The following is a 25261-nucleotide window of genomic DNA, read 5'->3' as shown; positions in this document are numbered from 1 at the left end:
ACACGCCGTTAGGGCCGTACAACTGCGGACGCTCGCGCCCACACGGACGCGTCATGATCGGAATGCGCTGGCCAGTGTGTGGTCGAACGTCTTGATCCGCGTGACACCGCGACGCTGGCAGCATGCCAGGTGTAGCAGATCGCGCGCGCCCAGACCGGGGTGGCGGTGGTGCAGGGTTCGCGCATGCGCGACGTCGGCCGCCTCGACGGGCCAGATTTCCGTCAGCGCCCGCACCAAGGTCAATGCTGAGTCCAGCGTCGAGTTCCGCCCGACGGGCACATACGCGTTCAGCAATTCCTGCATGACCTCGGCTGACGTGACAAGGCGGTCTTGGTGTTCGAGGCTGTGCTCGAGGAACTCACGGGCGGGCATCCGCAATGGGTGATCGCGACCGACCGCATACATGAAGACGTTGGTATCGACGAAGATCATGGCGCCGGCAGGCCGCGACGGCGCGATTCAGCCATCACCTGCAGATGCGCCTGCCAATCAGGTTCTGCCCCTGTCTCGTCGGGCCGTGACGCAAAGAACTCGCGCAATTCCTGGGCGGTGCGCAGGGGACGTTGTCGCTGTGCCTCGAGCTGCCTGAGCCCCGCTTGACGCAGCCAGTTACTGAGGGACATCTGCTGGGCTGCGGCTTGCTGCCGGAACGCCTCCCGCTCTTCGTCGGAAAGGATTACCTAAACTGCTAGGTTTTCGGCGGCCTTTCAACAGCGGTAAGTTGCGGGGGGTAGGCGAAGTTCGCCGTTGAAGCCGTGCCAGAACTCTCGGGAATGGGCCATGACGGAGACCGGTGGGGACATGGTGGCGTTGCGGGTCTCGGACGCCGACCGCAACGGCACAATGCGACGACTGCACAACGCCGTGGCGCTCGGGCTTATCAACATCGACGAGTTCGAGCAGCGCTCGTCACGGGTTTCCTTCGCGCGTACGCGAAGCGAGCTGGATGGGCTGGTCGGTGACCTGCCCAGGCCTGGCGCGATCGTCACGTCCGCGGCCGACCGGGTGGAGCTGCGCGGCTGGGCCGGCTCCCTGAAACGCCACGGCGAATGGATCGTGCCCACCCGGCTGGCGCTGGTGCGTCGGCTGGGGTCAATCGAACTCGACCTCGTCAAGGCCCGTTTCGCGGGGCCGGTGGTGGTGATCGAACTCGATATGATGTTCGGCTCACTTGAGGTCCGGCTGCCCAACGGCGCCAGTGCGTCGATCGACGACGTCGAGGTCTATGTGGGTAGCGCGAGCGACCGCCGCAAGGACGCACCGGCGGAAGGAACACCGCATGTCGTGTTGACCGGTCGGATGGTGTGCGGGTCGGTGGTCATCAAGGGACCGCGGCGCGCACTGCTGCGCCGACACCGGGGCTGATAGCCGGGCGCGGCCAAAATTTGCCCGGCTAAGCTAGCGGGATGCCTAGTCGTACCGCGCTCTCCCCCGGCGTGCTGTCCCCGACACGGCCGGTGCCCAACTGGATCGCGCGCCCCGAATACGTCGGCAAACCGGCCGCCCAAGAGGGCAGCGAGCCGTGGGTGCAGACACCTGAGGTCATCGAGAAGATGCGCGTGGCAGGCCGGATCGCCGCAGGTGCGTTGGCCGAGGCGGGCAAGGCGGTCGCGCCCGGGGTAACCACCGACGAACTCGACCGGATCGCGCACGAATACCTGGTCGACAACGGCGCCTACCCATCAACGCTGGGCTACAAGGGATTCCCGAAGTCGTGCTGCACGTCCCTCAACGAGGTCATCTGCCATGGAATCCCCGACTCGACGGTGATCACCGACGGCGACATCGTCAACATCGACGTCACCGCCTACATCGGTGGGGTGCACGGTGACACCAACGCGACGTTTCCGGCCGGCGATGTCGCAGACGAACACCGGTTGCTCGTTGACCGGACCCGCGAAGCGACCATGCGTGCGATCAACACCGTCAAGCCCGGGCGGGCGTTGTCCGTTATCGGTCGTGTCATCGAGTCGTATGCAAATCGGTTCGGGTACAACGTGGTTCGAGACTTCACTGGTCATGGCATCGGCACGACGTTCCACAACGGGCTGGTCGTCTTGCACTACGACCAGCCCGCTGTCGAGACCATCATGCAGCCGGGGATGACCTTCACCATCGAGCCGATGATCAACTTGGGCGCACTGGACTACGAAATCTGGGACGACGGTTGGACGGTGGTCACCAAGGACCGCAAGTGGACCGCACAGTTCGAACACACCCTGCTGGTTACCGATACCGGCGTCGAGATCCTGACCTGTCTGTAGCGCGAGTAGACGCAAAAGAACATGATGGGCACCAGCGCCCATCATGTTCTTTTGCGTCTACTCGCCGGCTCCGGCGGTTCGCGGTGCCCGCGACAGCCAGCATGTGGGCCCGGAGCCTATAGATGGTTGACTAGCGGCCATGGTGTGGGAGGAAGTGCGGTGACCGGCCCCGGTTCGCCGCCGTTGGCGTGGACCGAGTTGGAACGATTGGTCGCGGCCGGTGACGTCGACACCGTCATCGTCGCGTTCACCGACATGCAGGGCCGGCTGGCCGGCAAACGGATATCGGGCCGGCATTTCGTCGACGACATAGCCACCCGCGGCGTCGAGTGCTGCAGTTATCTGCTGGCCGTGGACGTCGACCTGAACACGGTGCCCGGCTATGCGATGGCCAGTTGGGACACCGGCTACGGCGATATGGTGATGACGCCGGACTTGTCCACTCTGCGGCTGATTCCTTGGCTACCGGGAACGGCGCTGGTGATCGCCGACCTGGTCTGGGCCGACGGCAGCGAGGTCGCCGTCTCGCCGCGCAGCATTCTGCGCCGTCAGCTCGATCGGCTCAAGGCGCGCGGACTGGTCGCCGATGTGGCCACCGAGCTGGAGTTCATCGTGTTCGACCAGCCGTATCGCCAGGCATGGGCCAGCGGGTATCGCGGGCTGACCCCGGCCAGCGACTACAACATCGACTACGCGATATTGGCATCCTCGCGGATGGAGCCGTTGCTGCGCGACATCCGGTTGGGTATGGCCGGTGCGGGTCTGCGATTCGAGGCGGTCAAAGGCGAATGCAACATGGGCCAGCAGGAGATCGGGTTTCGTTACGACGAGGCGCTGGTCACCTGCGACAACCATGCGATCTACAAGAACGGCGCCAAGGAAATCGCCGACCAGCACGGCAAGAGCCTAACGTTCATGGCGAAATACGATGAACGCGAAGGTAATAGCTGTCACATCCATGTCTCGCTGCGTGGCACGGATGGCTCCGCGGTGTTTGCCGACAGTAACGGGCCGCACGGCATGTCGTCGATGTTCCGCAGCTTCGTCGCCGGCCAGTTGGCCACGTTGCGCGAATTCACGCTATGCTATGCGCCGACCATTAACTCCTACAAGCGATTTGCCGATAGCAGTTTCGCGCCGACGGCGCTGGCTTGGGGGCTGGACAATCGCACCTGCGCCCTGCGGGTGGTTGGCCACGGGCAAAACATCCGGGTCGAATGCCGGGTTCCCGGCGGTGATGTCAACCAGTACCTGGCGGTGGCGGCTCTCATTGCTGGAGGGTTGTACGGTATCGAGCGGGGCCTTCAGCTGCCCGAGCCCTGTGTCGGCAACGCCTACCAAGCCGCCGATGTCGAACGGCTGCCGGTTACGCTGGCCGACGCCGCGGTGCTGTTCGAGGATTCTGCGCTAGTGCGCGAGGCGTTCGGCGAGGATGTTGTCGCGCACTACCTGAACAACGCGCGTGTGGAGCTGGCGGCGTTCAACGCGGCGGTCACCGATTGGGAGAGGATACGTGGATTTGAGCGCCTCTAGGTCCGATGGTGGCGACCCGCTGCGCCCGGCTTCGCCGCGCTTGCGATCGCCTGTGTCCGATGGTGGCGACCCGCTGCGCCCGGCTTCGCCGCGCTTGCGATCGCCACTGGGCGCGAGTCGCCCGGTGGTTGGCCTGACGGCTTATCTGGAGCAGGTGCGCACCGGGGTTTGGGATATTCCTGCGGGTTATCTGCCCGCCGATTACTTCGAAGGCATCACCATGGCCGGGGGTGTTGCGGTACTGCTGCCGCCGCAGCCGGTCGACCCCGAGAGCGTCGGCTGCGTGCTGGACAGCCTGCACGCTCTGGTGATCACCGGGGGCTACGACCTGGACCCGGCAGCTTATGGCCAGGAGCCGCATCCGGCCACCGATCACCCTCGCCCGGGCCGCGACGCTTGGGAGTTCGCGCTATTGCGGGGCGCGCTTCAGCGGGGGATGCCCGTGTTGGGCATCTGTCGCGGCACCCAGGTGCTCAACGTCGCGCTCGGCGGCACGCTGCACCAGCACCTGCCCGACATCCTTGGCCATAGCGGGCATCGGGCGGGCAACGGGGTCTTCACCAGGTTGCCGGTCCACACCGCATCGGGCACCCGGTTGGCCGAGCTGATCGGCGAATCCGCCGACGTGCCGTGCTACCACCACCAAGCCATCGACCAGGTGGGCGAGGGCCTGGTGGTCAGTGCGGTGGATGTCGACGGGGTAATCGAGGCGCTGGAGCTACCTGGGGACACGTTCGTACTAGCGGTGCAGTGGCATCCGGAGAAGTCGTTGGACGATCTGCGGCTGTTTAAGGCGTTGGTGGACGCCGCCGGCGGATACGCGGGCCGGCAGAGCCAAGCGGAGCCACGATGAGTACCACGCAACTGATCAATCCCGCCACCGAGGAAGTGCTGGCCTCAGTTGACCACACCGACGCCAACGCCGTGGACGACGCCGTGCAACGCGCGCGAGCAGCGCAGCGGCGCTGGGCACGGTTGGCACCGGCGCAGCGGGCGGCCGGCCTGCGCGCATTCGCGGCAGCCGTGCAAGCCCACCTCGACGAACTGGCCGCGCTCGAGGTAGCCAATTCCGGACATCCGATCGTGTCGGCCGAGTGGGAAGCCGGCCACGTGCGTGACGTGTTGGCGTTCTATGCCGCCAGCCCGGAACGGTTGTCCGGCAGGCAGATTCCCGTTGCCGGCGGGGTGGACGTCACTTTCAACGAACCGATGGGCGTGGTCGGTGTGATCACGCCATGGAATTTCCCGATGGTGATCGCGTCCTGGGCCATCGCGCCGGCGCTGGCCGCCGGCAACGCGGTGCTGGTCAAACCCGCCGAACTGACGCCGCTGACCACGATGCGGCTCGGTGAGCTGGCCGTCGAGGCGGGGCTGGACGAAGACCTGCTGCAGGTGTTGCCGGGAAAGGGCACGGTGGTCGGGGAGCGGTTCGTCACCCACCCCGACATTCGCAAGATCGTGTTCACCGGGTCCACCGAAGTCGGCAAGCGGGTCATGGCCGGTGCCGCGGCTCAAGTCAAACGAGTGACGTTGGAACTGGGTGGCAAGAGCGCCAACATCGTCTTCCACGACTGCGACCTGGAGCGCGCCGCGGCGACCGCGCCGGCCGGGGTCTTCGACAACGCTGGGCAGGATTGCTGTGCCCGAAGTCGAATCCTGGTGCAGCGCAGCGTTTACGACCGGTTTATGGAGCTGCTCGAGCCGGCGGTACACAGCATTGTCGTCGGGGACCCCGGATCACGCGCCACCGAGATGGGTCCGCTGGTATCGCGCGCACACCGTGACAAGGTCGCCGGTTATGTGCTCGACGACGCTCCGGTGGCGTTTCGGGGTACGGCTCCGGCTGGGCGCGGATTTTGGTTTCCACCAACCGTTCTCACACCCAAACGCGGCGACCGCACCGTCACCGACGAAATCTTCGGGCCGGTGGTTGTAGTGCTGACGTTCGACGACGAGGCCGACGCTATCAGCCTGGCCAACGACACCGCGTACGGGCTGTCCGGATCGATCTGGACCGATGACCTGTCCCGCGCGCTGCGGGTGGCGCGGGCGGTCGAATCCGGCAACCTGTCGGTAAACTCGCACTCGTCGGTGCGCTTCAACACCCCGTTTGGCGGTTTCAAGCAGTCCGGTGTGGGCCGCGAGCTAGGGCCGGACGCTCCGCTGCAGTTCACCGAAACCAAAAATGTGTTCATCGCCGTCGGGGAGGAGATGTGATGGACCTCAGCCAACGGCTGGCCGGCCGGGTGGCGGTGATCACAGGCGGTGGCAGCGGTATTGGCCTGGCTGCCGGCCGTCGGATGCGGGCGGAAGGCGCCACGATCGTGGTCGGCGACGTCGACGTCGAGGCCGGTGGTGCGGCCGCTGACGAACTATCAGGCTTGTTTGTGCCAACCGACGTTTGCGATGAGGACGCCGTCAACGGGCTGTTCGACGGAGCAGCCGAAACCTACGGCCGCATAGATATTGCGTTCAACAACGCCGGCATCTCACCACCCGAGGACAATCTGATCGAAAACACCGAGCTCGCGGCGTGGCAACGGGTACAAGACGTCAACCTGAAGTCGGTGTACTTGTGCTGCCGGGCGGCCCTGCGCCACATGGTGCTTGCTGGGAAAGGCTCCATCGTCAACACGGCGTCCTTCGTTGCGGTGATGGGTTCGGCAACGTCGCAGATCTCCTACACCGCCTCCAAGGGTGGAGTGCTGGCTATGTCACGGGAACTGGGCGTGCAATTCGCTCGGCAGGGCATCCGGGTCAACGCGTTGTGCCCGGGGCCGGTGAACACCCCACTGCTGCAAGAGCTTTTCGCCAAGAACCCGGAACGGGCCGCTCGCCGCATGGTGCATGTGCCGCTGGGCCGGTTCGCCGAGCCCGACGAAATTGCTGCTGCGGTAGCGTTTTTAGCCAGCGACGACGCATCATTCATCACCGCTTCGACGTTCCTGGTCGACGGTGGGATCAGCTCGGCCTATGTCACTCCGCTGTGATCGCGCCCCGAGTGTGAACTGCGCAACGGGTTAGCGTGTCGCGTAGTGCATTTCACAGTCGGATTGCTGTCAGGCCCGGAAGACGATCAACGTTGTCCATTTCGGCTGCGGTGGCCTCACCGTGAAAGCCGATGAGACGAGCCGTTTCCGGCGGCTCATGACCAGGACCCCATGCCGGCTCCGGTGCGCGTGCTGGTCGGCAGGATCGTCGCGGCTGCGTTGACCTCGCGGACATGCGCGATATACGCGTCCACGTCGGCGTCCAGAAAGGGCACCAAGTCGATCTTGTCGAGCAGCACTACATCCCTCGAGCGGAACGTCGCCGGGTACATCAGCGGCTTGTCCTTGCCCTCGGTGACCGAGGAGACCATCGCCTTGGCGCTTACCGACGTCGAACTCCGTCGGGCGCACCAGCTAGGGCGCGGTTGACCATAGGTGCGTCGAGGTGGCATTCGGCGCAAAAGCCATGCTGGTTGTTCAGCAGCGACACCTGGGTGCCGCGGCCATTGGCCGCATCCAGGTCGGTGGTGATGTCGCCTTCGATAACGCCGATTGCGAATTGGTCGGCGTGCTCGTCGAGCGCGGCGCCCAGCACGGTCGTCTTCCCCGACCCCGGTGAGCTCATCAGGTCCAGCGCGCGGATCCCGTTGTTCTCAAACGCCGCCCGGTTGACGTTCGCGCGGACATCGTTCTCGGCGAAGATCTTTTCCAACACGTCGACCGCTCGCTTGGCTACCGTCTCGATTCCGGCGGCACCGCCCTAGGGTTGATCGCCCGAGGTCAAGTTGTGCGGTCGGGCGCCGGGGTCCACCGCTCTTCAACGCGGCCGTAGTGCCAGACCAGCAGGGCAATGGCCCAGGTGAGCGCGAACATCGCGACGACGACGAAGCCGACGGTGTTGAGGTCGAGGCCGCCAAGCCAGTCCCAGAACGGGCCCTGCCAACCCAACTGGTTGGCGATCAGGCCCAGCAGCTCAACGCTGCCAATCAACAGTGCGACTGCCACCGACAGTCCGGTGACGGTGATGTTGTAGTAGATCTTGCGCACGGGGCTGGAGAAGGCCCAGCCGTACGCGAAATTCATGAACGAACCGTCGATGGTGTCCAGCAGACACATGCCGGCGGCGAACAAGACGGGCAGGCACAGGATGGCATACCAGGGCAGGCCGGCCGCGGCACTGGTTCCCGCCAGCACCAACAGCGCGATCTCGGTGGCGGTGTCGAACCCGAGACCGAACAAAAATCCGACCGGGTACATATGCCAGGACTTGGTGAGTGACTTGGTGAAGCGGCCGAGGAACCGGATGAGCAGTCCGCGGTTGTCCAACTGCTGTTCGAGTTCGGCTTCGTCGTAGTCGCCGCGGCGCAGGTGGGCGAAGACACGCACGATGCCGACCAGGACGATGACGTTGAGGATGCCGATCAAATACAGGAACGCGCCGGAAATGCTGGTACCGATCAAGCCTGTGTAGTGATGCAGCGTCGAGGAGTCGTTCTCGACCGGTCCGACGATAGCCTTGAGTCCGGTCACCAGCATTACCGCCAGCCCGAAGACCACCGTGGAGTGGCCCAGTGAAAAGAAGAACCCGACGGCAAGGGGTCGGTGTCCGTCGCTCATCAGCTTGCGGGTGGTGTTGTCGATGGCGGCGATGTGGTCGGCGTCGAACGCGTGCCGTAAGCCCAGCGTGTACGCCGTCAGCCCGACGCCGATGCCGAATGTCTTGCCGCCCAAGCTGAGCCGCGCGGGCTCCACCAAGAGCGTCACGGTGAGCCAGCCAACCAGATGCAAGGCGACGATCACCGCGAACATCAGGCCCAGACGCCACCATTCTGCTGCTGTCAGAGCGCGGTTCATTTTGGCCGACCGCGACCTCTGCCTGTCGAGCTGGCTGCTGGCCATGTCGGTCCTTCCAGCACGGGGCAGAACGCGATGTCCCGACTGTAGGTAAGGCGCTGACGGGATGCAAATCGCTTGCCGGACGACGGCTCGCCGTTGCGGTCAACGCAGGCCAAGCAGCGCGTTTTCCACCACCTCCGGCAGCGCCGGATGAATCCAGTACTGGCCGCGGGCCATTTCGGCGGCGGTCAGCCCAAAGCTCATCGCCTGGATCAACGGTTGGATGAGCGAGGATGCCTGGTAACCCATGATGTGTGCGCCCAGTAAGCGCCCAGAGCCGCGCTCGGCGATGAGCTTGACGATTCCACTGGTGTCCTCCATCGCCCAGCCGTACGCGACGTCACCATAGTCCTGTATCTTGACCGAAATATCGAGTCCCTTTGCCACAGCTTGGTTTTCAGTGAGTCCGACGGCAGCGATCTGAGGATCGGTGAATACCGCAGCCGGTACGTATCGGTGGTCGGTGACGATCATCGACTGGGTGTCCTCCCAGTCGCAGAGCAGATTGTGCTGCACGACGCGGGCCTCGTGGTTGGCGACATGCTTGAGCAAGTACGGCGACGAGACATCGCCCAGCGCAAAAACCCCACGCGCCGAAGTCCGTTGGTACTCGTCGACTATCACCCGGCCGTCCTCGACATCGACACCGGCCTGCTCGGCATCCAGCAGGTCGGCGTTGGACACCCGGCCTGTCGCTACCAACAGTAGGTCGGCGTTGATGGTGCAACCATCGTCTAGCCGCAGCGCGACGCCCGAGCCGCGCTGCTGGCCGTCCACAACGTTGCGATGGGTGCGCAGCTCCCATTTGGTCGATGCGATGCGGGTGAACCGTTCGCAGATGGTGTCGTCACAATGCCGTAGTAAGCAGCTGCCCCGGATCACCAGGGTGACCCGTACGCCCAGAGCGGAAAACACATGTGCGAATTCCGCTGCAATGAAGCCGCTTCCGACGATCACGATGTGCTCCGGCAACTCGGCGATCCGCATGACGGTATCGCTGGTGTGATAGTCGACGCCGGACGCGAGGATGGCCGGCGGAATCACCGGCCGCGATCCGGCGGCTATCACCACCTGCTCGGCGGTGAACTCTTCACCCGCGTCAGTGCGCAACAGGTAGCGGCCATCGGCCTGAACCGGCCCGAAACGGGTGTGTGTGCGGTACACGTCGATGTTGGGCGCACACCTTCGATAGTCCTCGCCGCTCAGCGCGATCGGATCGATGCGCCCGAAGACGCGCGAGACGACGTCGTCCCATCGCACCCGGTCGATGTGCGCGTCGATACCGTAACGCGACGCGCCTCGGATGGTCTTGGCCACCTCGGCGGCGTAGACGAACATTTTTGTGGGGATGCACCCGACATTGAGGCAGGTGCCGCCGAAGGTGCCCTGCTCGCAGATCGCCGCCCGCTTGCTGGCATAGCGTTCGTCGAGAATGCTGTTGCCCGAACCGGTTCCGATGATCGCGATGTCGTACGTTTCCATTTGTAGGGGCCATCACCCTTTCCCCGACGATGCCGAAGCGTCGGTGTCGTTGTGTGTGCCGAGGTAGTCGTCCAACCAGAGATCCAGTCGGCGATAAGCCATCTGGCGCGGTTGCGGCAGCGACAAGAACACATCGTGTTTGGCGTCCGCCACCGCGATGACGGTGCTGCGGTTGCCGATGCAGCCGGCCCAGCGGGTGATATGGGTGACGTCGAGAACCGCATCGCCGCGGTGCAGGGTCGCCGGGTCGGCCTTTTCCCGTACCGTGTGATCCGAACACAGGATCAGGTTGGGCACACCGACGTCGATCCCGCGATGTAACCGTGCGTGGCCACGACGGCTGGCATGAATCCAGCCGAAGGTGACCGGGAAACCGCCCACCGGTTTCCATTGCAGGTTGTAGTCGAACTCTCCGTCATAGTCCCGGTGCAGCGTGCAACCGTAACCGCCTTCTTTTGGTGGCCGGGCTACCCACTTGGGGCGCATTCGCGCCATCGCGGCGAAGAACGCCGAGGTCAGCGGTAGGCGCAGGATTGCCGGGCCTTGCAGATCCAGGAACGGGCTATTGAGCACCAGGCCGGTGACCCCCGCGCGGGTGATCTCGCCGCGCTGGCGCAACCGGTCCAGCCACAGCGACACGATGAGCCCGCCGGCGGAGTGGCCGTATACCAGGACCTTCGCCGAGCGGTTCTGCTCGTTGATGATGGACAGGGAGTGCTCGAGTTCGGTGTCATAGCGGGCCAGGTCGGTGATGAAGTGCGGCGTCTGGCCGGGCGCTCGCGATCGGCCGCATTTGCGCAGGTCAAGTGCATAGAACGCGAAGCCACGGTTGGCGAAGTGATCGGCCAGCTCGGTATGGAAGAAGTAGTCGGTGTAGCCGTGCACCGCCAGGACCGTGTGGTGTGCCCCAGTGGTGTCTCCGCGGGCTTTCCCTGTTTGCGGACCGCGGCCGACCAGGGTTGCGACAATGTCGCCCTCGTCGTCGGGATCCGGCCCGAGCGGAATTGTGCACTGCCAATAGCCGGGCAGCACATCGGGCACCCAGCCAGTCACGGGGTCAGCTTAGAGCGCGTTCAGATCTCGTGCCGCTCAGCCGGGCTGCCCGGGGTTGCCGTCGAAGCCCGCGGTACCAGACGAACCGTTCTTGCCGGAGGTAGTGTCGCCATGGCCACCCGCACCGCCGCTGCCGCCCGCGCCACCGGCACCTCCGGCACCACCGGCACCACCGGCGCCACCGCCGCCGGTGCTGCCCGACTGGCCGATCAACCATCCGCCGGCCCCGCCCGCGCCACCGAGGCCGGGGGCTCCGCCGGCACCACCGTCACCCCCATTGCCGCCAGTACCGCCCGCCCCTCCGTCACCGCCGGCGGAGTTGGTGGACGCGCCGCCGGGAATAGCTTCGCCGCCGGCGCCGCCGGCACCGCCCTCGCCGCCCGCACCGCCGGCGCCGCCCGCACCGCCGAGGCCGCCAGCGCCACCGGCGCCACCGTTGCCAATCAGCAGCCCGCCTGCACCCCCGTGACCACCTAGACCTCCGGCACCCCCAGCCCCCCCGGTGCCCAGCGCACTGCCGCCGTCTCCGCCTGTCCCGCCATTGCCCCCGGTTACGGTGGCATTGTCGCCGAGGCTGTTGGCGATGTCGGCTTTGCCGCCGGCGCCGCCGGCACCGCCGGGGGCACCGGCGCCACCGGTACCGCCGTTGCCACCGGCACCGCCGGTGCCGCCGTTGCCGGCCAGCAGGCCGCCACGGCCGCCGTCACCGCCGACGCCACCGCTGCCGCCAGCGCCGCCCGACGCGTCACTGTCGTGGCCATTGCCACCGTTACCGCCGTTACCCCTGGTCACGCTGGTGGTGGCCTGAGCAAAGCCACCGTTGCCGCCGTTGCCGCCGGCGCCGCCGGCAGCCTCGGCGTTACCTCCCTTACCACCAGCACCACTAACGGCGGTGGCACCGCCTTCGGTGAGGGCTTCCCCGCCAGCGCCACCGTCGCCGCCGTTGGCGCCGTTGCCTCCGGCGCCGCCGGCACCACCAAAGGAGTTACCGGTACCACCAGATGAATTCCTAGCTGCGCCGCCGGTACCGCCGTTGCCGCCGTTCACGGTGGTGCTGCCGGCATTGCCGTCGCCACCGGCGCCGCCGGTGAGGTCCGTGTTACCACCGTTCCCAATCTGATTTACGCCGTCGCTGCCAGGCGCTGCCGTGCCGATGGGGGTGGGATTGGTGCCGGCGACGCCCATGGCGCCGGTGCCACCTGGCCCGCCGGCACCGCCCTGGCCGAACAGGATGGCGTTGCCACCGTGGCCTCCCTGCCCGCCGCTGCCGCCGTTGATACCTGCGAGGCCGAGCCCGCCTTGCCCGCCGGCCCCGCCGTTGCCGAATAGCAGGCCGCCCGTGCCGCCGTTACCCCCGACCGCGCCAACACCCCCGGCGCCGCCCGCCCCGCCGTTGCCGATCAAGCCGGCGTTGCCGCCGGCGCCGCCGGCCTGGTTGGGCCCACCGGCGGCGCCATTACCGCCGTTGCCGTACAGCAACCCGCCGGGCCCGCCGGCCTGCCCCGGTGTCGATCCGTCGGCGCCGTTACCAATTAGCGGACGTCCGAGCAGTGTCTGGGCGGGCGCATTAATCACGTCTAGCGCAACCTGAAGTGGCGACGCGTTGGCGGCCTCTACGCTGGCGTAGGAAGCCGCGGCCGTGGTCAACGCCTGCACAAACCGACTATGAAACGCCGCTGCCTGGGTGCTGAGGGTTTGGTAGCTCCTGGCATGCGCTCCGAATAGAGCCGCGATCTGCGTGGACACCTCGTCGGCGGCCGCGGCCACCACCTCAACAGTCGGGAGTGCCGCCGCACCATTTGCCGTGCTGATCGCCGAACCAATCTCCGCCAGATTGGTAGCCGCCGCGGTCATCAAGTCGGGTGACGCAACTACATACAACATCGTTACCTCCCAAGAAGAACCGGACTGGGCGGATAGTGCGGATTCTATGGCGGCCAGGGACGCACATTGTGGGCTTCGGGGTAATTGTCTTGGGTTGGCTGCCCCGCGCTGCACAGGGTTACTGGCCCAGGAGGCGGACGTCATCGTGTTAACACCCGTCGGGATAACCTGGGAGCGGCGCAGCCAAGGAAGGAACCAACCGTCCGGTGTCAGACCTAGCCAGAACCGACGTCGTGCTGATCGGTGCGGGCATCATGAGCGCCACGCTGGGAGTGCTGCTGCGTCGGCTCGAACCGAACTGGTCAATCACCCTGATCGAACGGCTGGACGCGGTAGCCGCCGAAAGCAGCGGTCCCTGGAACAACGCCGGCACCGGGCACTCCGCGCTGTGCGAGATGAACTACACCCCAGAAATGCCGGACGGCTCGATCGACATCACCAAAGCGGTGCGTGTCAACGAGCAATTCCAGGTCACCCGCCAGTTCTGGGCATACGCGGCCGAAAACGGCATCCTCACCGACGTGCGCAGCTTCCTCAACCCTGTGCCGCACGTGAGTTTCGTCCATGGATCGCGGGGCGTCGAGTATCTACGGCGCCGCCAAAAGGCGTTGGCCGGCAACCCGCTGTTCGCCGGCACCGAGTTCATCGAGAGTCCCGACGAATTCGCCCGCCGGCTGCCGTTCATGGCCGCTAAACGGGCCTTCTCCGAGCCGGTGGCGCTCAACTGGGCCGCCGACGGCACCGACGTCGACTTCGGTGCCCTCGCCAAACAACTCATCGGCTATTGCGTGCAAAATGGCACTACCGCGTTGTTCGGGCACGAGGTTCGCAACCTCTCGCGGCAATCCGACGGCAGCTGGACGGTCACCATGTGCAACCGCCGGACCGGCGAAAAGCGCAAGTTGAACACCAAGTTCGTCTTTGTCGGGGCCGGGGGTGACACCTTGCCGGTGCTGCAGAAATCCGGGATCAAAGAGGTCAAAGGCTTCGCCGGCTTCCCGATTGGCGGTCGGTTCCTGCGCGCCGGGAACCCGGCGCTCACCGCCTCGCATCGGGCAAAGGTATATGGCTTCCCGGCGCCGGGCGCCCCGCCGTTGGGCGCCTTGCATCTGGATCTGCGGTTTGTCAACGGCAAGTCGTGGCTGGTGTTCGGGCCATACGCCGGCTGGTCGCCGAAGTTCTTGAAACACGGGCAGATCAGCGACCTGCCCCGGTCGATCAGGCCGGACAATCTGTTGTCCGTGCTCGGCGTGGGCCTCACCGAGCGGAGACTGCTGAACTACTTGATCAGCCAGCTGCGTCTCTCTGAACCCGAGCGGGTCAGTGCGCTGCGCGAATTCGCCCCTAGCGCAATCGATTCGGACTGGGAGTTGACGATAGCCGGTCAGCGGGTACAGGTGATCCGGCGAGATGAACGCAACGGCGGGGTGCTCGAGTTCGGCACGACGGTCATCGGCGATGCTGACGGTAGTATTGCCGGACTACTGGGCGGCTCCCCAGGGGCTTCGACCGCGGTGGCGATCATGCTGGACGTGCTGCAGAAATGCTTTGCCAACCGCTATCAATCCTGGCTGCCCACGCTCAAAGAAATGGTGCCGTCGCTGGGGGTGCAGCTGTCGAATGAACCCGCGCTGTTCGACGAGGTGTGGTCATGGAGCACCAAGGCGCTGAAGTTAGGTGCCGCATGACCCGCGCCGGCGACGATACAGTGGGGGTACCGCCCGCTTGCGGGGGAGAGCGGCGCTTATGACCGAAGCACTGCGCCGCGTCTGGGCCAAAGACCTTGACGCCCGGGCCCTTTACGAGCTGCTCAAGTTGAGGGTGGAGGTGTTCGTTGTCGAACAGGCCTGCCCATACCCGGAGCTAGACGGGCGTGACCTGCTTGCCGAGACCAGGCATTTCTGGTTGGAAACGCCCGACGGAGAGGTGACGTGCACGCTACGCCTGATGGAAGAGCACGCCGGGGGTGAGAAGGTCTTCCGGATCGGCCGGCTGTGCACTAAACGCGACGCCCGCGGACAGGGCCACTCCAACCGGCTGCTGTGCGCGGCACTGGCTGAGGTGGGCGACTACCCCTGTCGGATTGATGCACAGGCCTACCTGACGGCCATGTATGCCCAGCACGGCTTCGTCCGCGACGGTGACGAGTTCCTGGACGACGGCATCCCGCATGTGCCCATGTTGCGGCCCGGCTCCGGTCAGGTGGAGCGGCCGTGAAGCCTTATCCGTTCAGCGCGATCGTCGGGCACGATCGGCTGCGGCTCGCGTTGTTGTTGTGTGCCGTGCGACCGGAGATCGGTGGGGCGCTCATCCGTGGCGAGAAGGGCACGGCGAAATCGACGGCGGTGCGCGGGCTGGCCGCGTTGTTGTCGGTCGCGACCGGGAGCACCGAGACCGGCCTCGTGGAGCTGCCGCTGGGGGCCACCGAAGACCGGGTGGTTGGCTCGCTGGATCTGCAGCGGGTGATGCGCGACGGCGAGCACGCGTTCTCTCCGGGACTGCTGGCTCGCGCCCACGGCGGCGTGCTCTACGTCGACGAGGTCAATCTGCTGCATGATCACCTGGTTGACATCCTGCTCGACGCCGCCGCCATGGGACGGGTACACGTCGAACGCGACGGCATCTCCCATTCCCACGAGGCCCGTTTCGTGCTGATCGGCACGATGAATCCGGAGGAGGGCGAACTGCGTCCGCAGCTGCTGGACCGGTTCGGGCTGACCGTCGACGTGCAGGCGTCACGTGACATCGACGTGCGGGTACAGGTCATCCGCCGGCGGATGGCCTACGAAGCCGACCCGGATGCGTTCGTCGCACGCTATGCCGACGCCGACGCGGAGCTGGCCCACCGGATTGCCGCGGCCCGGGCCACGGTAGACGATGTGGTGTTGGGCGACAACGAGTTGCGGCGCATCGCTGCGTTGTGCGCGGCGTTCGACGTGGACGGCATGCGGGCCGATCTGGTAGTGGCCCGGACCGCCGCCGCGCACGCCGCCTGGCGTGGTGTCCGCACCGTTGAGGAGCAGGATATCCGGGCGGCAGCAGAACTGGCGTTGCCGCATCGTCGTCGTCGCGACCCGTTCGACGATCACGGCATCGACCGCGACCAGCTGGATGAGGCGCTGGCGCTGGCGAGCGTCGACCCAGAGCCCGAGCCCGATCCGCCCGGGGGCGGCCAGTCAGCCAATGAACCTGCCTCACAACCGAACTCACGCTCGAAGTCGACAGAACCTGGTGCGCCGAGCTCGATGGGCGACGACCCGCCGCGCCCGGCTTCGCCGCGCTTGCGATCGTCGCCGCGCCCGAGCGCGCCGCCGTCAAAGATATTCCGGACCCGCGCGCTGCGGGTCCCGGGGGTCGGCACGGGCGCGCCGGGGCGACGGTCTCGGGCCCGCAACGCCTCGGGCAGTGTGGTGGCGGCCGCCGAGGTCAGCGACCCCGACGCACATGGACTGCACCTGTTCGCTACCCTGCTGGCCGCCGGCGAGCGTGCGTTCGGAGCCGGGCCGTTGCGCCCGTGGCCGGACGATGTGCGCCGGGCCATCCGCGAGGGTCGCGAAGGCAATCTGGTGATCTTCGTCGTCGACGCTTCCGGATCGATGGCTGCTCGGGACCGGATGGCTGCGGTCAGTGGCGCCACCCTGTCGCTGCTGCGCGACGCCTACCAGCGCAGGGACAAGGTGGCGGTGATCACCTTCCGCCAGCACGAGGCAACGCTGTTGCTGTCGCCGACGTCGTCGGCGCACATCGCCGGCCGGCGACTGGCCCGATTCAGCACCGGCGGCAAGACCCCGCTGGCTGAGGGACTGCTGGCCGCGCGTGCGCTGATCATCCGGGAGAAGGTACGCGACCGCGCCCGACGCCCCCTGGTGGTCGTGCTGACCGACGGCCGGGCCACCGCCGGGCCGGACCCGTTGGGCCGCAGCCGAACCGCGGCTGCCGGGCTGGTCGCCGAGGGCGCGGCCGCGGTGGTGGTGGACTGCGAAACGTCGTATGTACGGCTGGGTTTGGCAGCGCAACTGGCCCGTCAGCTGGGTGCGCCGGTGGTTCGGTTGGAGCAGTTGCACGCGGATTATCTAGTGCATGCCGTGCGTGGCGTGGCTTGACGATGGATAGGTAACCACACATGCCGCAGGGCAATCCGCTCGCAGTGCCCAACGATGGCCTGACCACCCGGGCCCGGCGCAACATGCCGATACTGGCGGTACACACCGGTGAAGGCAAAGGAAAATCGACCGCGGCGTTCGGAATGGCGTTGCGGGCGTGGAACGCTGGTCTGGACATCGCGGTGTTTCAGTTTGTCAAGAGCGCTAAGTGGAAAGTGGGTGAGGAGGCGGCGTTTCGTCAACTGGGCCGGCTGCACGACCAGCACGGGATCGGCGGAGCGGTGGAGTGGCACAAGATGGGTGCGGGCTGGTCCTGGACACGTACGTCTCGCAAGGCCGGCACCGACGTCGATCGTGCGGCCGCGGCGGCGGACGGTTGGGCCGAGATCGCGCTCCGGCTGGCCACGCAACGTCACGACTTCTATCTGCTGGACGAGTTCACCTACCCACTGAAGTGGGGTTGGCTCGACGTCGACGAAGTCGTCGATGTCCTGCGAGCCCGGCCTGGCCATCAGCATGTGGTGATCACCGGGCGAGACGCACCCCAGCGGTTGGTTGCGGCCGCCGATCTGGTGACCGAGATGACCAAGGTGAAGCACCCGATGGATGCGGGCCGCAAGGGGCAGAAGGGCATCGAGTGGTGATGCGGGTATCCGCGGTGGCCGTCGCCGCGCCTGCGTCGGGCAGCGGTAAGACCACGATCGCGACGGGCTTGATCGGAGCGCTGCGGCAGGCCGGTCACACCGTCGCGCCGTTTAAGGTAGGCCCGGATTTTATCGACCCCGGCTATCACGCCCTGGCCGCGGGACGGCCCGGCCGCAATCTCGACCCGGTACTGGTGGGGGAGCGGCTTATCGGCCCCCTGTACGCGCATGGAGTTGCGGGCGCGGACATCGCCGTGATCGAAGGGGTGCTGGGGCTGTTCGACGGGCGCATTGGGCCTGCCGGGGGCGCGCCCGCAGCGGGGTCCACCGCGCACGTCGCTGCTCTGCTTGGCGCCCCGGTGATCCTGGTGGTCGATGCCCGCGGCCAGAGTCACAGCGTTGCCGCACTGCTGCACGGCTTTTCCACGTTCGACACCGCAACTCGGATCGCCGGTGTCATCCTCAACCGGGTCGGATCGGCCCGACATGAACAGGTGCTGCGACAGGCGTGTGACCAGGCCGGTGTCGCGGTCTTGGGCGCCATTCCACGCACAGCTGAACTAGAGCTGCCGACAAGGTATCTGGGTCTGGTTACCGCCGTCGAGTACGGCCGTCGCGCACGGCTCGCCGTGCAGGCGATGACTGCTGTGGTCGCTCGCCACGTCGATCTGGCCGCGGTGATCGCCTGCGCCGGGAGCCAGGCGGCCCACCCGCCATGGGACCCGGTGATTGCCGTCGGCAACACCGCCCGCCAGCCAGCCACGGTTGCCATCGCGGCCGGAAGGGCGTTTACCTTCGGCTACGCCGAACACGCCGAGATGTTGCGCGCCGCCGGGGCTGAAGTGGTCGAGTTCGACCCGCTCAGCGAAACTCTGCCCGAGGGTACGGACGCGGTGGTGTTGCCCGGCGGATTCCCCGAGCAGTTCACCGCCGAGTTGTCCGCCAACGACACCGTCCGGCGGCAGATCAACGAACTGGCCGCTGCCGGCGCCCCGGTGCATGCCGAATGTGCCGGCCTGCTCTATCTGGTTTCTGAACTCGACGGACACCCGATGTGCGGTGTGCTGGCCGGATCGGCGCGGTTCACCCAGCATCTCAAGCTGGGTTATCGCGACGCCGTCGCGGTTGTTGATTCGGTGCTGTACTCCGTCGGCGAGCGCGTGGTTGGACATGAATTCCACCGAACCGCAGTCACATTCGCCGATAGCTATCAGCCCGCGTGGGTGTACCAGGGCCAAGACGTGGACGACGTGCGAGACGGCGCGGTGCACAGCGGCGTGCACGCGTCCTACCTGCATACCCATCCGGCCGCAACACCCGGTGCGGTGGCGCGTTTCGTCGCACATGCGGCCTGCAATACTCCACGAGCGTAACGGCACTGCGAAAAGCCGGGCCGGAAATTCGCAGTGGCGTTACATTCGCGGCCAAAGGGGTGGCGACCCGCGGCGCCCGGTCCCCGCGCTTGCGATCGCCACTGGCCCTGATGGTGGCGACCCGCGGCGCCCGGTCCCCGCGCTTGCGATCGCCACTGGCCCTGATGGTGGCGACCCGCGGCGCCCGGTCCCCGCGCTTGCGATCGCCACTGGCCCTGATGGTGGCGACCCGCGGCGCCCGGTCCCCGCGCTTGCGATCGCCACTGGCCCTGATGGTGGCGACCCGCGGCGCCCGGTCCCCGCGCTTGCGATCGCCACTAGGCTTGGCGGGTGACCGAGAACCCCTATCTGGTCGGGTTACGGCTGGCTGGCAAGAAGGTCGTCGTGGTCGGCGGGGGCACGGTCGCCCAGCGCCGGTTACCCCTGCTGATCGCCAGTGGCGCGGACGTGCACGTGATCGCCCCCAGCGTCACCCCCGCCGTCGAGGCGATGGACCAGATCACCTTGTCGGTGCGTGACTACCGCGACGGCGACCTTGACGGCGCCTGGTATGCGATCGCGGCCACCGATGACGCGCGGGTGAACGTGGCTGTCGTCGCCGAGGCGGAGCGCCGACGGATCTTTTGCGTCCGGGCCGATATCGCGGTGGAGGGGACGGCGGTGACCCCGGCGTCATTCAGCTATGCGGGCCTGTCGGTGGGGGTGCTCGCCGGTGGTGAGCACCGCCGTTCGGCGGCGATCCGCTCGGCAATCCGGGAGGCGTTGCAGCAGGGCGTCATCACTGCGCAGAGTTCCGACGTCCTCAGCGGCGGAGTGGCGTTGGTCGGCGGCGGTCCCGGCGATCCCGAACTGATCACGGTTCGCGGTCGCCGGCTGCTTGCCCAGGCCGATGTCGTGGTCGCCGACCGGCTCGCCCCGCCCGAACTGCTGGCCGAGCTGCCGCCGCACGTAGAAGTCATCGACGCGGCCAAGATCCCTTACGGCCGGGCCATGGCCCAGGACGCGATCAACGCTGTCCTGATCGAACGGGCCAGATCCGGCAACTTTGTGGTCCGTCTCAAAGGGGGCGACCCCTTCGTGTTCGCCCGGGGCTATGAAGAAGTGCTGGCATGTGCCCACGCCGGAATCCCGGTTACCGTGGTGCCAGGTGTGACGAGTGCCATAGCCGTGCCCGCTATGGCGGGCGTTCCAGTCACTCACCGGGCCATGACCCACGAATTCGTGGTGGTCAGTGGCCATCTTGCGCCCGGTCATCCCGAATCGTTAGTGAATTGGGATGCATTGGCTGCATTGACGGGCACCATCGTTTTGCTGATGGCGGTCGAACGCATCGAGCTTTTCGTTGACGTTCTGCTAAAGGGTGGCCGAACTGCGGATACGCCGGTACTGGTGGTTCAACACGGGACGACCGCCGCTCAACAGACGTTGCGGGCCACCCTTGCCGACACGCCGGAGAAGGTCCGCGCGGCGGGGATCCGACCTCCCGCGATCATCGTGATCGGGGCTGTAGTCGGCCTGAGCGGCGTTCGGGGTTTAAACAATTCTTAAGAATACTGTAAGGTAACCCGCTATGACGGCTCTCAACGACACAGAGCGGGCGGTCCGTAACTGGACAGCCGGACGCCCACAACGTCCGGCCCCGATGCGCCCGCCGCGCTCGGAGGAGACCGCTTCAGAGCGCCCCAGCAGGTACTACCCGACTTGGCTGCCCTCGCGCAGCTTTATCGCTGCGGTTATTGCTATCGGCGGGATGCAGCTGCTGGCGACCATGGACAGCACCGTCGCCATCGTCGCGCTACCTAAGATTCAAAACGAGCTGAGCTTGTCTGATGCCGGCCGCAGCTGGGTGATCACCGCCTACGTGCTGACCTTCGGCGGGCTGATGCTGCTCGGCGGCCGGCTTGGCGACACCATCGGGCGCAAACGCACCTTCATTGTTGGCGTTGCGCTATTTACCATCTCGTCGGTGCTGTGCGCGGTCGCCTGGGACGAGGCGACGTTGGTGATCGCCCGGTTGTCCCAGGGTGTGGGGTCGGCCATCGCATCTCCGACCGGTCTGGCGCTGGTGGCGACCACGTTCCCCAAGGGACCTGCCCGCAACGCCGCGACGGCGGTGTTCGCCGCGATGACCGCGATCGGGTCGGTGATGGGGCTGGTGGTCGGCGGAGCACTGACCGAGGTGTCATGGCGGTGGGCGTTCCTGGTGAACGTGCCGATCGGGCTGGTGATGATCTACCTGGCCCGCACCGCCCTACGGGAAACCAACAAAGAACGGATGAAGCTCGACGCCACCGGGGCCATACTGGCCACGCTGGCATGCACCGCGGCGGTTTTCGCCTTCTCGATCGGTCCTGAAAAGGGCTGGATGTCAGGCATTACCATCGGTTCGGGCCTGGTGGCCTTGGCGGCCGCTGTCGCGTTTGTCATCGTGGAGCGCACTGCCGAGAACCCCGTCGTGCCGTTCCATTTGTTCCGCGACCGCAACCGGTTGGTCACGTTCAGCGCGATCCTGTTGGCCGGCGGCGTCATGTTCAGCCTGACCGTCTGCATCGGCCTGTACGTGCAGGACATCTTGGGCTACAGCGCGCTACGCGCGGGCGTAGGTTTCATCCCGTTCGTCATCGCGATGGGAATCGGCCTAGGTGTGTCCTCGCAGCTGGTGTCCCGATTTTCGCCACGGGTGTTGACCATCGGCGGCGGATATCTGCTATTCGGCGCCATGCTGTACGGCTCATTTTTCATGCACCGTGGTGTGCCCTACTTCCCCAACCTGGTCATGCCGATCGTCGTCGGCGGGATTGGCATCGGCATGGCCGTCGTCCCGCTGACTCTGTCGGCGATCGCTGGCGTCGGCTTCGACCAGATCGGTCCGGTATCGGCAATTGCGCTGATGCTGCAGAGCCTGGGCGGTCCGCTGGTGCTCGCCGTCATCCAGGCTGTGATCACGTCGCGCACGCTGTACCTGGGCGGTACCACCGGTCCGGTGAAGTTCATGAACGACGTGCAGTTGGCCGCGCTTGACCACGCCTACACCTACGGCCTGCTGTGGGTGGCCGGAGCGGCCATCATCGTCGGCGGTATGGCGCTGTTTATCGGGTATACGCCGCAGCAGGTTGCCCATGCGCAGGAGGTCAAGGAAGCGATCGACGCCGGCGAGCTGTAACCCTTCCCGCCGAGCAGTCATAAAAGCTCCCCTTTTCGGGCAGACCTGGGCGCTTTTGCGTCTGCTCGGCGAATTAGGCTTGCCGCCTGTGATCACCCGGATGTCCGAGTTGTTCTTGCGCACCCTGCGCGACGATCCCGCCGACGCCGAAGTGGCCAGCCACAAACTGCTGATCCGGGCCGGCTACATCCGGCCCGTCGCGCCCGGGCTGTACAGCTGGTTACCGCTCGGCCTGCGAGTGCTGCGCAAGATAGAACGGGTCATCCGCGACGAGATGAACGCCATCGGTGGACAGGAGATCCTATTTCCTGCCCTGCTGCCGCGGGCACCGTACGAGACGACCAACCGGTGGACCCAATACGGCGACAGCGTGTTTCGGCTCAAGGACCGCCGCGGCAACGACTACCTGCTGGGCCCCACCCACGAAGAGCTGTTCACCCTGACCGTGAAGGGCGAGTACAGCTCCTACAAGGACTTCCCGCTCACGCTGTACCAAATCCAGACCAAGTACCGCGACGAGGCGCGGCCGCGGGCCGGCATCCTGCGCGCTCGGGAGTTCGTCATGAAGGACTCCTACTCCTTTGACATCGACGCCGCCGGGCTGAAGGCGGCCTACCACGCTCACCGGGAGGCCTACCAGCGCATATTTGACCGACTTCAGGTGCGCTATGTCATCGTTTCGGCAGTGTCCGGGGCGATGGGCGGCAGTGCGTCCGAAGAGTTCTTGGCTGAGAGTCCGTCCGGGGAGGACGCATTTGTCCGGTGCCTCGAGTCGGGTTATGCGGCCAACGTCGAGGCGGTTGTCACCGCCCGCCCGGACACCCTGCCCATCGATGGGCTGCCCGAGGCGGTGGTCCACGACACCGGCGACACCCCAACCATCGCCAGCCTGGTGGCCTGGGCCAACGAGGCCGATCTCGGCCGCACGGTGACCGCCGCGGACACCCTGAAGAACGTCTTAATCAAAGTCCGACAGCCGGGAGGGGACACCGAACTGCTGGCAATCGGCGTGCCCGGCGACCGTGAGGTCGATGACAAAAGGTTGGGCGCAGCGCTGGAACCGGCTGACTACGCGTTGCTCGACGACGACGATTTCGCCAAGCACCCGTTCCTGGTTAAGGGTTATATCGGGCCAAAGGCGTTGCGGGAGAACAATGTCCGCTATCTCGTCGACCCGCGGATAGTCGACGGCACCAGCTGGATCACCGGGGCGGACCAACCCGGCCGCCATGTTGTCGGTTTGGTGGCCGGCCGCGACTTCACCGCAGACGGCACCATTGAGGCCGCCGAGGTGCGCGAAGGCGATCCATCTCCCGACGGCGCCGGTCCGCTGGTCATGGCGCGCGGTATCGAAATTGGGCACATCTTCCAGCTGGGGAGCAAATACACCGACGCCTTCACCGCCGACGTGCTCGGCGAGGATGGCAAGCCGGTGCGGTTGACCATGGGTTCCTACGGCATCGGTGTGTCTCGGTTGGTTGCCGTCGTTGCCGAGCAGCACCACGACGAGCTGGGCCTTCGCTGGCCGTCGACGGTCGCGCCGTTCGATGTTCACCTGGTGATCGCGAACAAGGACGCGCAGGCTCGCGCCGGGGCGACCGCGCTGGCCGCCGATCTGGATCGGCTGGGGGTTGAGGTGTTGCTGGACGACCGCCAGGCATCGCCCGGCGTCAAGTTCAAAGATGCCGAGCTGTTGGGTATGCCCTGGATCGTTGTCGTGGGGCGCGGCTGGGCGGACGGCGTGGTCGAGCTGCGCGACCGGTTCAGCGGTCAGACTCGCGAGCTGGTTGCCGGCGCCTCGCTGGCCACCGATATCGCAGCGGCCGTCACCGGGTAGCTATTCGTCCCCGCCCGGAAAGGCCGCGGTGATGGGCCAGGCGCCCAGCACCCTGTTCCAGCGGGTGGCCATCACCGCGCTCTCGGTCAGAGCCGTCGAAGCGAACACCCGGTCATCGGCCGTCTCGGCATGCTCGACAACCGCCCGCCAGGCCGTTGCCCCGTCGTTCTCCATCCGCACTGCTAGTCGTGCCGCGTCGGCCGCGCTGCTGACCTGCATGGGCAGCTGGTAACCGGCGGCAGCGATCGGGGCGGTGACTCCGCGCGCGGACAGCATCACGATCACGTCGTCTCGACGGTGGCGGTGCTGCTTCAACGCGTCCGCCACCAAGAAGTTGACACCAGGGGGCGAGAGCGCGGAGACGATGCCGTAGCCGTAAATGGTGGCGTGTTCGACGGCAAGCGCATCGCACAGCGCCGCGTTGTCGGCGCTCCCCTCGGAGGGGGACCTCTTCGGTGTGGCACCGTGGGCGGGTTCGGACGAGGTCATATCGACGGGCCTGAAGGCACGAGCGCAACCGTGTAGGAGGCGGTGCAGGACGCGGCAATGGAGGCGAGCAACCCTGCTCGGTAGCCCGATGTCGTCGCCACTAGTCGACTGGCTTCCCCCGCTGACGTGCGCAGCGAATCGATCACGTCGGACACCGCTGGTGGCGGTGCCGCCGGATCGGTTGGGCTGGGACTGGAGCTGCTGGTTTCGCTCGTAGCGGATACCAGCTTGCCCGCGGCCCGGGCGATCTCGGTGGCCAGCGCTCGAGCATGCGAGGTTCGCTGAGTGGCGACGACGGTCAGCGCGGCGGCAACCTGCGGCGGGATCCCGATGGCTGTGGCGGCGGCAGCTGCGAGCGCACCGTCGTGTCGGGCCTGGTCCAACGGCGAGCGCAGCTCTTCGACCGCGGGTGCCTTGGGCGCGGACTCGCCGCAGGCGGACACCACTCCCAGTGCGGCCAGCGCGGCGCCACCGGCCAGCACACCCCGCCTGCTGATGGGTCGATTCGTGAGCCGGTTGATGACTGGTGCTGCTCTAAGCACAGCAACAT

At 66.4% G+C, this 25261-nt stretch carries 24 protein-coding genes; 14 read left to right on the top strand and 10 right to left on the bottom strand.

What is annotated here, in order from left to right; translation table 11 throughout:
* Positions 1 to 51: 51 nt before the first annotated feature.
* Both MCAN_RS15175 and MCAN_RS15170 read right to left on the bottom strand, forming a co-directional pair.
* Positions 52 to 432: a type II toxin-antitoxin system VapC family toxin gene (locus MCAN_RS15175; protein ID WP_014001468.1), complete on the bottom strand. Its 381-nt coding sequence runs from the start codon at positions 430 to 432 to the stop codon at positions 52 to 54.
* Positions 429 to 677, bottom strand: a complete 249-nt coding sequence (locus tag MCAN_RS15170; protein WP_003913411.1) for an antitoxin VapB23 — start codon at positions 675 to 677, stop codon at positions 429 to 431. Before MCAN_RS15170 ends, MCAN_RS15175 begins: the two co-directional genes overlap by 4 nt.
* A gap of 103 nt (positions 678 to 780) precedes the next feature.
* On the opposite strand from MCAN_RS15170, the gene MCAN_RS15165 reads away from it, so the two are divergent.
* From MCAN_RS15165 to MCAN_RS15140, 6 genes are all read left to right on the top strand, one after another.
* A complete protein-coding gene (locus MCAN_RS15165) occupies positions 781 to 1365 on the top strand; it encodes a DUF1707 SHOCT-like domain-containing protein (RefSeq protein WP_003414585.1) in 585 nt (194 codons plus the stop codon).
* A gap of 41 nt (positions 1366 to 1406) precedes the next feature.
* Positions 1407 to 2264 carry a type I methionyl aminopeptidase gene (gene map / locus MCAN_RS15160; RefSeq protein WP_003899513.1) on the top strand — a complete coding sequence of 286 codons (858 nt, stop codon included), beginning with the start codon at positions 1407 to 1409 and terminating at the stop codon, positions 2262 to 2264.
* A gap of 159 nt (positions 2265 to 2423) precedes the next feature.
* Positions 2424 to 3797, top strand: a complete 1374-nt coding sequence (locus tag MCAN_RS15155; protein WP_014001467.1) for a glutamine synthetase family protein — start codon at positions 2424 to 2426, stop codon at positions 3795 to 3797.
* Positions 3763 to 4650 carry a gamma-glutamyl-gamma-aminobutyrate hydrolase family protein gene (locus MCAN_RS15150; protein ID WP_082226975.1) on the top strand — a complete coding sequence of 296 codons (888 nt, stop codon included), beginning with the start codon at positions 3763 to 3765 and terminating at the stop codon, positions 4648 to 4650. The genes MCAN_RS15155 and MCAN_RS15150 overlap by 35 nt, the downstream gene beginning before the upstream one ends.
* On the top strand, positions 4647 to 6014 hold the full coding sequence (locus tag MCAN_RS15145) for an aldehyde dehydrogenase family protein (RefSeq protein WP_014001465.1): 1368 nt from the start codon (positions 4647 to 4649) through the stop codon (positions 6012 to 6014). Before MCAN_RS15150 ends, MCAN_RS15145 begins: the two co-directional genes overlap by 4 nt.
* A complete protein-coding gene (locus tag MCAN_RS15140; RefSeq protein ID WP_003414570.1) occupies positions 6011 to 6787 on the top strand; it encodes a 3-oxoacyl-ACP reductase in 777 nt (258 codons plus the stop codon). Before MCAN_RS15145 ends, MCAN_RS15140 begins: the two co-directional genes overlap by 4 nt.
* Positions 6788 to 6942: 155 nt before the next feature.
* On the opposite strand, the gene MCAN_RS23870 is transcribed toward MCAN_RS15140, so the two are convergent.
* From MCAN_RS23870 to MCAN_RS15110, 6 genes are all read right to left on the bottom strand, one after another.
* Positions 6943 to 7158, bottom strand: a complete 216-nt coding sequence (locus tag MCAN_RS23870) for a P-loop NTPase family protein (RefSeq protein ID WP_003414566.1) — start codon at positions 7156 to 7158, stop codon at positions 6943 to 6945.
* Positions 7159 to 7169: 11 nt separating this feature from the next.
* Positions 7170 to 7502: a GTP-binding protein gene (locus tag MCAN_RS23865; protein ID WP_003414562.1), complete on the bottom strand. Its 333-nt coding sequence runs from the start codon at positions 7500 to 7502 to the stop codon at positions 7170 to 7172.
* 65 nt (positions 7503 to 7567) lie between these two features.
* Positions 7568 to 8686 carry a Nickel transporter NicT gene (gene nicT, locus MCAN_RS15125; RefSeq protein ID WP_014001464.1) on the bottom strand — a complete coding sequence of 373 codons (1119 nt, stop codon included), beginning with the start codon at positions 8684 to 8686 and terminating at the stop codon, positions 7568 to 7570.
* A gap of 99 nt (positions 8687 to 8785) precedes the next feature.
* Positions 8786 to 10165 (bottom strand): mycothione reductase, encoded by a 1380-nt coding sequence (mtr, locus tag MCAN_RS15120; protein ID WP_014001463.1) that lies wholly within the window; start codon positions 10163 to 10165, stop codon positions 8786 to 8788.
* 12 nt (positions 10166 to 10177) lie between these two features.
* The gene (locus tag MCAN_RS15115) at positions 10178 to 11218 is read right to left on the bottom strand and encodes an alpha/beta hydrolase (RefSeq protein WP_003414553.1); all 1041 of its coding nucleotides are present in this window, start codon (positions 11216 to 11218) and stop codon (positions 10178 to 10180) included.
* 36 nt (positions 11219 to 11254) lie between these two features.
* A complete protein-coding gene (locus MCAN_RS15110) occupies positions 11255 to 13102 on the bottom strand; it encodes a PE family protein (RefSeq protein WP_014001462.1) in 1848 nt (615 codons plus the stop codon).
* A gap of 206 nt (positions 13103 to 13308) precedes the next feature.
* Here MCAN_RS15110 and mqo point away from each other — a divergent pair, with 206 nt between their 5' ends.
* The 8 genes from mqo to MCAN_RS15070 all read left to right on the top strand — a co-directional run bounded on the left by mqo (position 13309) and on the right by MCAN_RS15070 (position 24222).
* Positions 13309 to 14790 carry a malate dehydrogenase (quinone) gene (gene mqo, locus MCAN_RS15105; protein WP_003414545.1) on the top strand — a complete coding sequence of 494 codons (1482 nt, stop codon included), beginning with the start codon at positions 13309 to 13311 and terminating at the stop codon, positions 14788 to 14790.
* Between the two features lie 58 nt (positions 14791 to 14848).
* The gene (locus tag MCAN_RS15100) at positions 14849 to 15319 is read left to right on the top strand and encodes a GNAT family N-acetyltransferase (RefSeq protein WP_003414543.1); all 471 of its coding nucleotides are present in this window, start codon (positions 14849 to 14851) and stop codon (positions 15317 to 15319) included.
* Complete coding sequence (locus MCAN_RS15095) at positions 15316 to 17205, top strand: magnesium chelatase subunit D family protein (RefSeq protein ID WP_003901481.1); 1890 nt, start codon at positions 15316 to 15318, stop codon at positions 17203 to 17205. Before MCAN_RS15100 ends, MCAN_RS15095 begins: the two co-directional genes overlap by 4 nt.
* Before the next feature lie 20 nt (positions 17206 to 17225).
* The gene (cobO, locus tag MCAN_RS15090) at positions 17226 to 17849 is read left to right on the top strand and encodes a cob(I)yrinic acid a,c-diamide adenosyltransferase (protein WP_003414539.1); all 624 of its coding nucleotides are present in this window, start codon (positions 17226 to 17228) and stop codon (positions 17847 to 17849) included.
* Complete coding sequence (locus MCAN_RS15085; protein ID WP_014001461.1) at positions 17849 to 19222, top strand: cobyrinate a,c-diamide synthase; 1374 nt, start codon at positions 17849 to 17851, stop codon at positions 19220 to 19222. The genes cobO and MCAN_RS15085 overlap by 1 nt, the downstream gene beginning before the upstream one ends.
* A 330-nt stretch (positions 19223 to 19552) precedes the next feature.
* On the top strand, positions 19553 to 20770 hold the full coding sequence (cobA, locus tag MCAN_RS15080; protein ID WP_003414535.1) for a uroporphyrinogen-III C-methyltransferase: 1218 nt from the start codon (positions 19553 to 19555) through the stop codon (positions 20768 to 20770).
* A 22-nt stretch (positions 20771 to 20792) separates the two neighbouring features.
* Complete coding sequence (gene efpA, locus MCAN_RS15075) at positions 20793 to 22385, top strand: multidrug efflux MFS transporter EfpA (RefSeq protein ID WP_014001460.1); 1593 nt, start codon at positions 20793 to 20795, stop codon at positions 22383 to 22385.
* Positions 22386 to 22473: 88 nt separating this feature from the next.
* Positions 22474 to 24222: a proline--tRNA ligase gene (locus MCAN_RS15070; protein ID WP_014001459.1), complete on the top strand. Its 1749-nt coding sequence runs from the start codon at positions 22474 to 22476 to the stop codon at positions 24220 to 24222.
* On the opposite strand, the gene MCAN_RS15065 is transcribed toward MCAN_RS15070, so the two are convergent.
* Together MCAN_RS15065 and MCAN_RS15060 are read right to left on the bottom strand one after the other, a co-directional pair.
* Positions 24223 to 24711 (bottom strand): ferritin-like domain-containing protein, encoded by a 489-nt coding sequence (locus MCAN_RS15065; protein WP_003414522.1) that lies wholly within the window; start codon positions 24709 to 24711, stop codon positions 24223 to 24225.
* Complete coding sequence (locus tag MCAN_RS15060; protein WP_003414516.1) at positions 24708 to 25253, bottom strand: hypothetical protein; 546 nt, start codon at positions 25251 to 25253, stop codon at positions 24708 to 24710. The genes MCAN_RS15065 and MCAN_RS15060 overlap by 4 nt, the downstream gene beginning before the upstream one ends.
* Positions 25254 to 25261 lie beyond the last annotated feature (8 nt).

It is taken from the genome of Mycobacterium canetti CIPT 140010059 (genome assembly GCF_000253375.1).
Classification (GTDB): domain Bacteria; phylum Actinomycetota; class Actinomycetes; order Mycobacteriales; family Mycobacteriaceae; genus Mycobacterium; species Mycobacterium tuberculosis.
This window is presented reverse-complemented; position numbering and strand designations above follow the sequence as displayed.